This window comes from Citricoccus sp. (assembly GCF_035445025.1).
In the GTDB taxonomy this organism is placed as follows: Bacteria; Actinomycetota; Actinomycetes; order Actinomycetales; family Micrococcaceae; genus Citricoccus.
This window is the reverse complement of record NZ_DAOMPX010000004.1, coordinates 21,715-34,547: the sequence shown is the minus strand read 5'-3', so window position 1 is coordinate 34,547 and position 12,833 is coordinate 21,715. Positions and strand designations below refer to the sequence as shown.

Annotated in this window: 8 protein-coding genes; 3 read left to right on the top strand and 5 right to left on the bottom strand. The window is 69.9% G+C overall.

Going from position 1 to position 12,833, the window contains the following annotated elements; all coding sequences use genetic code 11:
- The first annotated feature begins 32 nt into the window (after positions 1–32).
- From PLJ28_RS02550 to PLJ28_RS02540, 3 genes are read left to right on the top strand one after another with little or no spacing between them, the layout of a single operon-like run.
- The gene (locus PLJ28_RS02550; RefSeq protein ID WP_298043713.1) at positions 33–2,669 is read left to right on the top strand and encodes a DEAD/DEAH box helicase; all 2,637 of its coding nucleotides are present in this window, start codon (positions 33–35) and stop codon (positions 2,667–2,669) included.
- Between the two features lie 47 nt (positions 2,670–2,716).
- Positions 2,717–3,295, top strand: a complete 579-nt coding sequence (locus tag PLJ28_RS02545) for a GNAT family N-acetyltransferase (RefSeq protein ID WP_183525744.1) — start codon at positions 2,717–2,719, stop codon at positions 3,293–3,295.
- Positions 3,292–4,680 carry an alpha/beta fold hydrolase gene (locus PLJ28_RS02540; RefSeq protein WP_183525740.1) on the top strand — a complete coding sequence of 463 codons (1,389 nt, stop codon included), beginning with the start codon at positions 3,292–3,294 and terminating at the stop codon, positions 4,678–4,680. The genes PLJ28_RS02545 and PLJ28_RS02540 overlap by 4 nt, the downstream gene beginning before the upstream one ends.
- 12 nt (positions 4,681–4,692) lie before the next feature.
- Here the strand turns inward: PLJ28_RS02540 and PLJ28_RS02535 are convergent, their stop codons facing one another.
- The 5 genes from PLJ28_RS02535 to coaE (PLJ28_RS02515) form a co-directional block, all read right to left on the bottom strand.
- A complete protein-coding gene (locus PLJ28_RS02535) occupies positions 4,693–5,907 on the bottom strand; it encodes a globin domain-containing protein (protein WP_298043709.1) in 1,215 nt (404 codons plus the stop codon).
- Between the two features lie 102 nt (positions 5,908–6,009).
- The gene (locus PLJ28_RS02530; protein ID WP_183525733.1) at positions 6,010–7,272 is read right to left on the bottom strand and encodes a TerC family protein; all 1,263 of its coding nucleotides are present in this window, start codon (positions 7,270–7,272) and stop codon (positions 6,010–6,012) included.
- A gap of 214 nt (positions 7,273–7,486) precedes the next feature.
- Positions 7,487–9,661, bottom strand: a complete 2,175-nt coding sequence (gene uvrB, locus PLJ28_RS02525; RefSeq protein ID WP_183525730.1) for an excinuclease ABC subunit UvrB — start codon at positions 9,659–9,661, stop codon at positions 7,487–7,489.
- A 105-nt stretch (positions 9,662–9,766) separates the two neighbouring features.
- On the bottom strand, positions 9,767–10,405 hold the full coding sequence (coaE, locus tag PLJ28_RS02520; protein ID WP_183525728.1) for a dephospho-CoA kinase: 639 nt from the start codon (positions 10,403–10,405) through the stop codon (positions 9,767–9,769).
- Positions 10,398–12,752 carry a dephospho-CoA kinase gene (coaE, locus tag PLJ28_RS02515; RefSeq protein WP_255459582.1) on the bottom strand — a complete coding sequence of 785 codons (2,355 nt, stop codon included), beginning with the start codon at positions 12,750–12,752 and terminating at the stop codon, positions 10,398–10,400. The genes coaE (PLJ28_RS02520) and coaE (PLJ28_RS02515) overlap by 8 nt, the downstream gene beginning before the upstream one ends.
- Between the last annotated feature and the right edge of the window lie 81 nt (positions 12,753–12,833).

Below are 12,833 nucleotides of genomic sequence, written 5' to 3'. Positions count from 1 at the left end.
CCCACCCCGGAACGCCAACTAGGCTGGCAGGGATGCTGCTCTCCGACCTGATCCCCGCCCCGGACGCTCCCCGGCTGTCCCCCGATGCCGTCTATGAGTCCTTCCTGGACTGGACGCGGTCCCGGGGGATCACCCTCTATCCCGCCCAGGACGAGGCGGTCATGGAACTGGTGCAGGACAACAACGTCGTCCTGGCCACGCCCACCGGGTCCGGGAAGTCCCTCGTGGCCCTGGCCGCGCACTTCCACGCCCTCGCCCGCGGGCAGCGGACCTACTACACCGCGCCCATCAAGGCCCTGGTGTCCGAGAAGTTCTTCGCCCTCGTGGACGTCTTCGGGGCGGAGAACGTCGGGATGGTCACCGGCGACTCCTCCGTCAACGGTGACGCCCCCATCATCTGCTGCACCGCGGAGATCCTGGCCAACCAGGCCCTGCGGGAGGGATCCGGACTGGACGTCGGCCCGGTGGTGATGGACGAGTTCCACTTCTACGCCGACCCCCAGCGCGGCTGGGCGTGGCAGGTGCCCCTCCTGGAGCTGCCCCAGGCGCAGTTCCTGCTGATGAGCGCCACGCTGGGGGACACGAGCCGCTTCGAGGAGGACCTCACGGAACGGACCGGCCGGCCCACCACCACGGTGGCCCACGCCGAGCGCCCCATCCCGCTGACCTACGAGTGGTCCGAGGACCACGTCCAGGACAAGGTCGCCGAGCTCGTGGAGACCCGGCAGGCTCCGGTGTACGTGGTGCACTTCTCCCAGCTGGACGCCGTGGAGCGGGCGCAGTCCCTGTCCTCGGTGTCCGTGGCCACCCGCTCCGAGAAGGACGCGATCGCGGAGCGGATCGCCGGTTTCGCGTTCTCCGCGGGGTTCGGCAAGACGCTCAACCGGCTCATCCGGTCCGGGATCGGCGTCCACCACGCCGGGATGCTGCCCAAGTACCGGCGCCTGGTCGAACGCCTCGCCCAGGAGGGCCTGCTCAAGGTCATCTGCGGGACGGACACACTCGGGGTGGGCATCAACGTGCCGATCCGCACCGTGCTCATCACGGCGCTGAGCAAGTACGACGGCGAACGCACCCGGATCCTCAACGCCCGGGAGTTCCACCAGATCGCCGGCCGGGCCGGTCGCGCCGGGTTCGACACCTCCGGGCTGGTGGTCGTCCAGGCCCCCGAGCACGTGATCGAGAACGCCCGGAACCAGGAGAAGCTGGCGGCCAAGTTCGCCGGCGTCAAGGACGAGTCCGAACGGTCCAAGCGGATGAAGCAGTCCGCGAAGTCCTCGCCGAAGAAGACCCCGCCGAAGGGGTTCGTGTCCTGGGGCAAGGCGACCTTCGAGCGCCTCGTGGAGGCCGAGCCGGAGGCCATGTCCAGCCACCTGCGGATCAGCCACGCGATGCTGCTGAACATCCTGGACCGGCCCGGTGACCCGGTGATCGCCGTGCGACGGCTGATCCGCAACAGCCACGAGACACCGGCCCGGCAGGCCGCCCTGATGCGCCGCGCCCTGGGGATCTTCCGCGAGCTGCTGGCGACCGGCGTCGTGGAGAAGCTGCAGGAGCCGGACGCCGAGGGCCGCACGGTGGACCTGACGGTGGACCTGCAGCCGAACTTCGCCCTCAACCAGCCGCTCTCCCCCTTCGCCCTGGCCGCCTTCGAGCTGCTGGACCCCGCGGAGCCGGGGTACGCCCTGGACATGGTCTCGATCGTGGAGGCCACGCTGGAACCGCCCCGGCAGGTGCTCTCCGCCCAGGTGAAGAAGGCGCGCGGCGAGGCGGTGGCCGCCATGAAGGCCGAGGGCATGGACTACACGGACCGGATGAACGCGCTGGACGAGGTCACCCACCCGCAACCCCTGGCGGAGCTGCTGGAGCAGTCCTTCGAGACCTACCGCGCCTCCGCCCCGTGGCTCAACGACTTCGAGCTGACGCCGAAGTCCGTGGTGCGGGACATGTACGAACGGGCCATGGGCTTCACCGACTACGTGAACTTCTACGGACTGGCCCGGTCCGAGGGCGTGTTGCTGCGCTACCTCACGGACGCGGTCAAGGCGCTGCGCCAGACCATCCCGCAGGACGTCCGGGACGATGAGCTGGACGTGCTGATGGCCTGGCTGGACGAGATCGTCAAGCAGACCGACTCCTCGCTCATCGAGGAGTGGGAGGACCTGCTGGCCGGGGACATCGAGGAGCTCAAGAAGGACCACGAGCAGCTCGCCCCGCCCGAGCCGCCGCGGCTGACGGCCAACCGGACCGTCTTCACCGTGATGGTCCGCAACGCGATGTTCCGCCGCGTGCGGTTGTTCGGGGACGAGCAGGACCGCGCCCTGGGCGAGCTCGGCGCCTCCGCCGGGGACTCGTTCACCACGCACGACTGGGCCGAGGCCCTGGACGGGTACTTCGGGGACTACGAGGACATCGACGACGGCGCCGCCGCCCGGGGTCCCCAGTACTTCCGGGTGGACACGTCCCCGGCGGCCGGGCCCGGCGGCGGCGCGCCGGCCGGAGTGTCCGGCTCCCGGTGGTGGGCCGTCCGGCAGGTCCTCGTGGACCCCGAGCAGAACCTGGACTGGGGCATCAACGCCGTCGTGGACCTGGACGCCTCGGACGAGCTGGGCCACCCCGTGATCCTGGTGGTCTCGGTGGGCCCGCCCGAGCCCGGCTGGGCCGTGTGATGACGGGACGGGACAGGACGGACAGGACAGAGAGGAAGGACAGGACGATGGAGACAGCGACCATGACGAACGGCATCCGGCCGGCCCGCCCCACGGACGTTCCGGACATCCTGCGGCTGATCCGCGACCTGGCGACCTACGAACGGGAGCCCGACGCGGTCCGGAACACCGAGGAGGAACTGCACCGGCACCTGTTCGGTGAGCATCCGGCCGTGTTCTGCCACGTCGTGGAGGACGTGGCGGACGACGCGTCCGACGCCGCGCCCCGGGTGGTCGGCCTGGCCCTGTGGTTCCTGAACTACTCGACCTGGGAGGGCACGCACGGCATCTGGCTCGAGGACCTCTACGTGGATCCCGCGGTCCGCGGGCGCGGGCACGGCCGGCGGCTGCTGGAGCACCTGGCCGGGATCTGCTCCCGGCGCGGTTACGCCCGGCTGGAGTGGACGGTCCTGGACTGGAACGAGCCGTCCATCGGGTTCTACCGCTCCCTCGGGGCCGAGCCGATGGACGAGTGGACGACCTTCCGGCTCGCCGGTGGCGCCCTGCAGCGGGCCGGCGAGGCCGCGGGGGCCGGCGTCGGGCACGCCGCCCGGCCGACGACCGGGATGGCGGGCGCACGGGGGTGAGTGCCCTCGTCGCCGGTGACCCCCGCACCTTCGCTCCCCCGCGTCCCGCCGCGCACCGGGCCGGTCCCCGGGCCACGTTGCTGGACGGCACGCGGATCGCCGACCACTGGTTCGAGGTCCCCCTGGACCACGCGGCGCCGCACGGCCGGACCATCACCGTCTTCGCCCGCGAGTACGTGGCCGCCGCCCACCGTGGGAGGCGGCAGGAGCTGCCCTGGCTGGTATTCCTGCAGGGCGGGCCCGGGGGCAAGGGCATGCGCCAGGCCAGGCTCGGTGGCTGGATGAAGCAGGCGGCCGCCGACTTCCGGATCCTCATGCTGGACCAGCGCGGTACCGGGCTCTCCTCCCCCGTCACCCGTCATACCCTGCCGGCCGAGGGGACCGCCCGGCAGCAGGCGGAGTACCTCGTGCACTTCCGGGCGCCGTCGATCGTGCAGGACGCCGAGGCGATCCGGCTCGCCCTCGGCTCCGGGCCGTGGACCGTCTTCGGGCAGAGCTTCGGCGGCTTCTGCGCCCTCAGTTACCTCTCCTGGCACCCGGAGGGCGTGGAACGGGCCCTGATCACCGGCGGACTGGCCCCCCTGGACGGCCACGCCGAGCAGGTCTACCGCGCCACCTACCGGCGGATGCGGCACCGCAATGAGGAGTACTTCTCCCGCTTCCCGCAGGACCGGGACGTGCTGGCCCGCGTCTACGAGGTGGCCCGGGGCGGTGCCGCGCGCCTGCCCGACGGTTCGCCCGTGACCGTCGGCCGGGTCCAGGCGCTGGGGATGCTCTTGGGGGGCAACACCCGCGTGGACCAGCTGCACTACCTCCTGCAGGAGGCCTTCGCCGGCCCCGGATGCCCCGAGCTCTCCGACACCTTCCTGCACGGGCTCTACCAGCAGGTCTCACGGGCCACCAACCCGCTCTACCTGGTGATGCACGAGTCGATCTACGCGCAGCCGGCCAGCACCGGTGCCGTGCGTTCGGACACGGGCGGGACGGACACCGGCTGGGCCGCGCAGCGGCTGCTCACCGGGTCGGCGGACCTGGCCGACTTCGACCCGGACCGCACGGCGGTGCCGTTGCTGACCGGGGAGATGGTCTTCGACTGGTACGCGGACCTCGACCCGGCGCTGCGGCCGCTGCGCGCGGTGGCCGAGGCGCTGGCGGGCCGCACCGACTGGGGACCGCTCTACGACCCGGACACGCTCGCCGCCAACTCGGTGCCGACGGCCGCCGCGGTCTACACGCACGACGTGTACGTGGACCGGGACCTCTCCCTGCAGACGGCCGGACGGGTCCGGTGCCTCACCGTGTGGGAGACCGACGCATTCCACCACGACGGCATCGGCGACGACGGCCCGGCCATCCTGAAGCGGCTGCTGGAGATGACGGGCTGAGGCGGACGCCGCTCAGCGCAGCAGCCAGTCGTTCGGGCTGAACAGCTCGAAGTGGACCTCCACGGGGAACAGGGTGGTCTTGTGCTCCTCGATCTGGTCGCGGATGTCCTGCAGGAACGCGTTGCCGCCGCACAGGTACCACTGCGCGCCCGCCGGCAGGGTGCCGTCCTCGGACAGGGCCTTCAGGTCCAGTCGCTGGCCCTGGTCCCGGAAGGCGGTCACGAGCGGCGCGTGCAGGCGGGACGTCACCGACTGGGCCAGCTCCCCGAAGGCGTAGTCGGCCTCGGAGGAGTCGGCGTGCAGCACGGTGATCGGGTGCTCCGGAGCGGACTGCGCCCCCTGCTCAGTGTCCAGCCGCCGGATCAGCGCCATCAGTATCCCGGCCATCGGGGTGGAGCCGATGCCCTGGCTGACCGTCACGATCGGCGAGGTGAACTGGTGCAGCACCAGGTGTCCGGCGGGCAGGGTGGCCTCGATCGTGTCCCCCTCCCGCACGTGGTCCTGCAGGTGGGAGCTGACCTCGCCGTCCCGCTGGACGGCCACGGAGAAGCCCCGGTCGTCCCATTCCACGAGGGAGTACTGGCGCAGCTGCCGGGCACCGTCCGGCAGGCTCACGCCCAGGGAGGTGTACTGGCCGGGCTGGGTCTGGGAGAAGCCCTCGGCCTCGAAGGAGTACCTCATCACGGATCCCGTCAGCTGCTCGCGCCGGGCCAGCCGCGCGGGCACGAAGACGTCTCCGGGCGGCACCCCCGCGGAGTCGTAGAGGCCCTTCTCGAAGCTGACCAGGACGTCCGCCATGATCCAGTAGACGCGGTCCCAGGCCTCGGCGACCTCAGGGGTGACCGCGTCGCCCAGGACCTCCACGATCGCGTGGAACAGGTTGTCGTGGACGATCTGGTACTGGTCCTCGGTGATGCCCAGCGAGACGTGCTTGTGGCCGATCCGCGTCAGCAGCTCGACGGGACTCGGTGCCGAGGAGTCCACCAGCATGGCGGCGAAGGTGGCGACCGAGGCCGCCAGCGCCTTCTGCTGCTCACCGCTGCGCTGGTTGCCCCGGTTGAAGGTGTTGGCGAGCAGCTCGGGGTGTTTCGAGAACATCGTGCGGTAGAAGAGCCGGGTGATCTCCTGGATGTTCGCGCCCACCGCCGGCAAGGACGCCCGGATGGTCTCCGCGTGCTCCGGGCTCAGGGCATGACGGTCTGCCTGGGGTGCTGTCTCCGTGTACATGGGGCCACCATAGACCCCGGTCCCCGGGGTGGTGTCCAGCCCTGGACGACGGGGGCCCGGCCTGGCGACTGCCAGACCGGGCCCCCGTGCGGTGGGTCGGGATCAGGTCGTGGGACCCTCGTTGTCCACGATGGTCTGCGAGATGGCCGGCACGTCCCGGCCCTCCGCCTGGGCGGAGGCCAGACGGGTCTCGTGGGCCGTGCGGATGATCTGCGAGTAGCTGTCCTTGTGGTCCAGCAGCTCGTCGCGGTAGTGCGGGGAGACCCGTTCGGCCGCGTGCGTCCACTTGTCCATGAGCGCCTCGGCCTTGCGGCGGTCCTCCTCGGTCGCCGTCTCGTCCAGCTTGGTGTACCGGTAGGAGAACTTCTCCGCGTTCTGCAGGGCCACCAGGGCGCGCCCCTTGGGGCTGGTCAGCGAGGCCACGACCGTGATGATGAGGATGCCGACGATGAGCATCAGTGACACCGTCGTCTCGATCTCGATCACCGGGACGTTCTCGCCGCCGTTGATGAACGGCAGGTTGTTCTCGTGCAGCGCGTGCAGGATCAGCTTGATGCCGATCAGGCCGAGGATCGCGGCCAGGCCGTAGGACAGGTACACGAGGCGGTCCAGCAGGCCGTCGATGAGGAAGAACAGCTGGCGCAGGCCCATCAGCGAGAACGCCGTGGCCGTGAACACGATGTACGGATCCTGGGTGAGCCCGTAGATGGCCGGGATGGAGTCGAAGGCGAACAGGACGTCGGTGAGCCCGATGCTGACCATGACGAGCAGCATGGGCGTCATGACCTTCTTGCCGTTCTCCCACGTGAACAGCCGGTCGCCGTCGTAGCGCTCGGAGGCGGGGAGCCACTTCTTGGCCAGGCGGACCAGGAAGTTGTCCGCCTCGTCCTTGTTCTCCTCGTCCCCGGTGAGCTCGCCCTTGAGCTGGCCGCCCGCGATCAGCAGCAGCGCCAGACCGAAGAGGTAGAACACGTCCGACCAGGCGGAGATCAGCGCCGCACCGAGGAGGATGAACACGGTCCGGGAGATCAGCGCGAAGGTGATGCCGAACAGCAGCACCTTCTGCTGGTACTCGCGCGGCACCTTGAAGGAGGCCATGATGACCAGGAAGACGAAGAGGTTGTCGACGCTGAGCGCCTTCTCCGTGATGTAGCCGGCGTAGTACTCGATCGCGTGCTGGGTGTCGCCGAAGGCGAAGAAGACCAGGCCGAACACGAGGGCGATGCCGACGTAGATGGCGGACCAGATGGCCGCCTCCCGGATGGTCGGCGTGTGGGCCTTGCGCACGTGGAAGATGTAGTCGAAGAGCAGCAGCGCGATGATCACCGCGATGGTGATGATCCAGGTCAGCGCATTGATTTCCATGCAGTCACTTTCCGTGGTGGTTCCGGTGACCACGGCCGGACCGTCGCACGAGGGACGGCCGGCACGGGACACCGCTGGGTGTGTGCCGCAAGTCTCTCCGCCTGCCGTGCGGCAGGCCGCTGCGTACGGCTGGTCAGACCAGCGTGCTGACGTCCGCAGTGTTCGGGATACTCCCCTACGCCGTGGCCCAGTGTACCCTGCCCACGGTCAGGTCTCAGGCGTGGCCCGCCCGCTGCATCTGCCGCAGTTCCTTCTTGAGCTCGGAGACCTCGTCCCGGATCCGGGCCGCGAGCTCGAACTGGAGGTCCACGGCGGCCTGGTGCATCTGCGCGCTCATCTGGTCGATCAGGTCGGACAGGTCCTTGGCGGGCAGCTTCGCGAAGTCCGGGGCGCCGCCGTCGTGCTCCACCAGGTCCGCGTCCCCGCCGGCGACGGTGTGGGCGGCCGCCGCGCGCTGCTCGTCGCTGATGGTCGCGGTGTAGCCGCGCTTGCCCTTGCCGAACTCGAAACCGGACTTGATGCCGCCCATCCCCGCCAGGAAGTCCGCCGAGTCCGCGTCCTCGCGGGCCAGCTGGTCGGTGATGTCCGCGATCCGCTTGCGCAACGGCGTCGGGTCGATGCCGTGCTCCCGGTTGTACGCCTGCTGCACCTCGCGTCGGCGGTTCGTCTCGTCGATCGCGTAGCGCATCGAGTCGGTGATGCGGTCCGCGTACATGTGCACCTGGCCGGAGACGTTGCGGGCGGCACGGCCGATGGTCTGGATGAGCGAGGTGGACGAGCGCAGGAAGCCCTCCTTGTCCGCGTCCAGGATGGACACGAGGGACACCTCGGGCAGGTCCAGGCCCTCGCGCAGCAGGTTGATGCCCACGAGCACGTCGAAGGTGCCCTTGCGCAGCTCGCGCAGCAGCTCCACGCGGCGCAGCGTGTCCACGTCCGAGTGCAGGTACTCGACCTTGACCCCGTGCTCGAGCAGGTACTCCGTGAGGTCCTCGGCCATGCGCTTGGTCAGGGTCGTCACCAGCACGCGCTCGTCGCGCTCGGTGCGCACCCGGATCTCCTCGAGCAGGTCGTCGATCTGCCCCTGGGTGGGCTTGACCACCAGTTCGGGGTCCACCAGGCCGGTGGGCCGGATGATCTGCTCCACCACGCCGTCGGCCTGGGACAGCTCGTACTTGCCGGGCGTCGCGGAGAGGTAGACGGTCTGGCCGATCCGCTCGAGGAACTCGTCCCACTTCAGCGGGCGGTTGTCCATGGCCGAGGGCAGCCGGAAACCGTGCTCCACGAGGGTGCGCTTGCGGGACATGTCGCCCTCGTACATCGCCCCGATCTGCGGGATCGTCACGTGGGACTCGTCGACGACGAGCAGGAAGTCGTCCGGGAAGTAGTCCAGGAGGCAGTGCGGGGCCGAGCCGGCCGGCCGGCCGTCGATGTGCCGCGAGTAGTTCTCGATGCCGTTGCAGTACCCCATCTGCTGCATCATCTCGAGGTCATAGGTGGTGCGCATCCGCAGCCGCTGGGCCTCGAGCAGCTTGTTCTGCGACTCGAACTCCTGGAGGCGCTCCCGCAGCTCGTCCTCGATGGAGCCGATCGCCTTGTGCATGCGCTCGTCGCCGGCCACGTAGTGCGAGGCCGGGAAGATGTACATCTCCTCCTCCTCGCGGACCACGTGGCCCGTGAGCGGGTGCAGGGTCTGGATGGTCTCGATCTCGTCCCCGAAGAACTCGATGCGGATCGCCAGCTCCTCGTACATCGGGATGATCTCCACGGTGTCCCCGCGCACGCGGAAGGTCCCGCGGTGGAAGTCCTGGTCGTTGCGGACGTACTGCATCTGCACGAACTGGCGCAGCAGCGCGTCGCGGTCCATCTCCTGCCCGCGGCGCAGCGTCACCATCTGCTGGATGTACTCCTCGGGCGTGCCCAGGCCGTAGATGCAGGACACGGTGGCGACCACGATGACGTCCCGGCGCGTCAGCAGGGCGTTGGTGGCGGAGTGCCGCAGCCGCTCGACCTCCTCGTTGATGGAGGAGTCCTTCTCGATGAAGGTGTCCGACTGCGGGACGTAGGCCTCGGGCTGGTAGTAGTCGTAGTAGGAGACGAAGTACTCGACGGCGTTGTTCGGCAGCAGCTCACGGAACTCGTTCGCCAGCTGCGCGGCCAGGGTCTTGTTCTGGACCATCACCAGCGTGGGCCGCTGGACCTTCTCGATCAGCCAGGCCGTCGTCGCGGACTTGCCGGTGCCGGTGGCACCCAGCAGGACCATGTCCTTCTCCCCCGCCTGGACGCGCTCGGCCAGTTCGGCGATCGCCTTGGGCTGGTCGCCCGAGGGCGTGAACTCCGAGATCACCTCGAAGGGGGCCACCTGCCGTTTGATCTTCTGCGCCAGACTCATGCCGTTAACCGTACTGCTGTTCGAGTCACCTCGGCAGTACGGTTCACCACCGGCGGAGACCGGTGGTCCCGGTGGTGGTCCCGGACGGCGCCCCGCCGGGGACGCTCAGCCCCCGGCGCCGTCCAGCACCGGCGCCACGTACTCCTCCCAGAAGCGGCGGGTGGCCCGGCGCAGGTCCTCGAGGCCGGCGTCGTTGACGATGACGACGTCGGCCGCGGCCCGGCGCTGTTCGTCGGTGGCCTGCGTGGCGATCCGGGCCCGGGCGGCCTCCTCGGTCATCCCCCGGTCCCGGACCATCCGCGCCACCCGCTCGTCCAGGTCGGCCTGGACGACCAGGACCAGGTCGTAGGCGCCGGCCTGCCCGGTCTCGACAAGCAGCGGCACGTCCTGGACCACGACGGCGTCGGGCCCGGCCTCGCGGACCAGGCGCCGTCCCTCGGAGCGCACCAGGGGGTGGATGATCCCGTTGAGCCGCTCCCGGGCGTCGGCGTCGTTGAAGACGAGGGCCGCGACCGCGGCCCGGTCCATCGTCCCGTCCGCGGCGATCGCCGCGGGACCGAAGGCCTCGCGGACCAGGGCCAGCCCCTCGGAACCGGGGGCGACGACCGCGCGGGCCAGGGCGTCCGCGTCGACGACGACGGCCCCCAGGTCCGCGAGCTCGGCGGCCACGGTGGACTTGCCCGAGGCGATGCCCCCGGTCAGGCCGATGTGCAGCCGGGGCCGCTGGGCCGGTGTCTCAGTCATCGCGGTCTCCTGTCGCCGGGGCCCCGTCCAGGACGGGCTGGACGTGGTCCTCCCAGAACCGCACGGTCGCCTCGGACAGGTCGGAGACACTGCCGTCGTTGACGATCACCGCATCCGCCACGTCCCGCCGCTCGGCGTCCGTGGCCTGGGCGTCGACCCGCTCCCACGCCTCCTGCACGGTCAGGTGCCGCTCGCGCACCAGGCGGTTGACCCGGGTCTCGGCGGGGGCCTCCACGGTGAGGACCACGTCGAAGTCCCGCACGGAGTCGGTCTCGAGCAGCAGGGGCAGGTCCACCACCACGACCGCGTCCGGCCCGGCCTCACGCGCCAACCGGGCCACCTCGTCGCGGACCCGCGGGTGCATGATCTCGTTCAGCCGTTCCCTCGCGCTGGTGTTGCCGAACACGATCCGGGCCAGGGCCGGCCGGTCCAGCTCTCCGGTGCCCGTGATGACGTCCGCCCCGAAGACCTCACGGATCTCCGCCAGGGCCTCCGAGCCCGGGGCCACGGCCTGGCGGGAGAGCGCATCGGCATCGATCACCAGGGCGCCGAGGGACTCCAGTTCGCGGGCGACGATGGACTTGCCCGAGGCGATCCCCCCGGTCAGCCCGACGTGGAGCAGGGCCCGCTCGCCCTGGGCCTGCTGCCAGTGCCAGGTCCTCGGCTGGTGCGTGTCGTGCTCGGGCTCGGTGCCCACCTCGTACTCGGGACGGATCACGTAGTCCTCGATGTCGTGCCCCTCGTCCTGGGCCCGGCGGTGGTACTCCTCGATGGGCAGCACCTTCTTCCACTGGCGCGTGCGGATCGGCTTCACCGAACCGGCGTCCTCGCGCAACGCCTGGAGCAGCATGGCCGACTGCAGCAGCATGACGACCATCACCGGCAGGCCGATGACGATGATGACCTCCTGCAGGGCGTTCAGCCCGTTCTCGCCCGAGGTGGTCAGGATGGCCGTGCAGACCAGGCCGACGGCCAGGGTCCAGAACACGCGCTGACGCCGGGGGGCCTCGTCCTCGTGCCCGTTGGCCATGGAGTCCATGACCAGCGCACCGGAGTCGATGGAGGTGACGAAGAAGACCGTGATGATGACCAGGGCGAAGATCGCCACGGGCAGGTACAGGGGGAAGGACTGCAGCAGCTGGAACAGCGCGGCCTCGACCTGCTGGTCCACGACGATCGTCTGCGTCAGGCTCCCCGCGTTCTCCCCGTCCCGGTCGATGCGGAACGCGTTCAGTCCGTAGGTGCCCATCCAGATGACGACGAAGGCCGTCGGCAGCCCGAGGCAGGCCACGACGAACTCCCGGATCGTGCGCCCGCGGGAGATCCGCGCCACGAAGAGCCCGACGAACGGCGACCACGTGACGGTCCACGCCCAGTAGAACACCGTCCAGTCGCCGGACCACTCCCCGCTGCCGAAGGTGTCGTTGAAGAAGGACAGGGCCGGCAGGTTGGAGAGGTACGCGCCGGCCGACTCCACGATCCCGCGCACGGTGTCCATCGTGGCGCCCCACATCAGCACGTAGAGCATCAGCGCCACCGCCATGATGATGTTGGCGTAGGACAGCCGCTTGACGCCCTTGTCCATGCCGGCCAGCACGGAGGCCAGCCCGGCGGCGGTGATCACGGCGATGATCACCGCCTGGATCCAGCCGGCCATCGGCACCCCGAGCACGTAGTTCATCCCCGAGTTGATCTGCAGGGCGCCGAGCCCGACGGAGACGGCGAGTCCGAACACCGTGGACACGATCGAGATGATGTCGATCGCCTTGCCCCACGGACCGTGGATGCCGTCCCCCAGCAGCGGCTGGAACGCCGAGGACACCCGCGGCGGCAGCTTGCGCTTGTACGTGAAGTAGCCGAACGCCAGCCCGGGCACGATGAGGATGGCCCACATGTGCAGCCCGAAGTGGAAGTTGGAGATGGACAGGGCCTGCATGGCCGCGGTGTCCGAGGCCGGCTCCGTGCCGTACAGCGGGGGGTTCGCGTAGTGGTTCATCGGCTCGGCGACGCCCCAGAACATCAGGACGGCGCCCACGCCGGCGGCGAAGATCATCCCGAACCAGGCCAGGCCGGAGTACTCGGGCTCGGCGTCGTCGTCGCCGATCCGCACCCGCCCGTACCGGCTGGCCGCCAGCAGCACGGCGAAGACCAGCATCAGGGACGCCCCGAAGGTGTAGAACCAGCCCGCGTCGTAGCGCAGGAACCCGGCCACCACCCCGAAGGCCCCCTGCACCTGGAGGGGGAACAGCGCCATGGCCGCGGTGAACAGGATGATCACCAGGGCCGAGATGAAGAAGATGTGCGGCCCGGTCCGCAGACCGAGCCTGTCGTGCAGTCGCGTGAGCATCACGGGCGCTTCCATGTGGGCCTCGCCCCGGTGGGCCGGGACGTGTGCGCGGGGGGCACGGACATTCAAGGTACCAAAGGA

Bases quoted from the DNA above. Each gene is read 5' to 3' on its own strand.
- PLJ28_RS02550 (WP_298043713.1), top strand. From the start codon at position 33: ATGCTGCTCTCCGACCTGATCCCCGCCCCGGACGCTCCCCGGCTGTCC.
- PLJ28_RS02545 (WP_183525744.1), top strand. From the start codon at position 2,717: ATGGAGACAGCGACCATGACGAACGGCATCCGGCCGGCCCGCCCCACG.
- PLJ28_RS02535 (WP_298043709.1), bottom strand. From the start codon at position 5,907: ATGTACACGGAGACAGCACCCCAGGCAGACCGTCATGCCCTGAGCCCG.
- PLJ28_RS02530 (WP_183525733.1), bottom strand. From the start codon at position 7,272: ATGGAAATCAATGCGCTGACCTGGATCATCACCATCGCGGTGATCATC.
- uvrB (WP_183525730.1), bottom strand. From the start codon at position 9,661: ATGAGTCTGGCGCAGAAGATCAAACGGCAGGTGGCCCCCTTCGAGGTG.
- coaE (WP_183525728.1), bottom strand. From the start codon at position 10,405: ATGACTGAGACACCGGCCCAGCGGCCCCGGCTGCACATCGGCCTGACC.
- coaE (WP_255459582.1), bottom strand. From the start codon at position 12,752: ATGCTCACGCGACTGCACGACAGGCTCGGTCTGCGGACCGGGCCGCAC.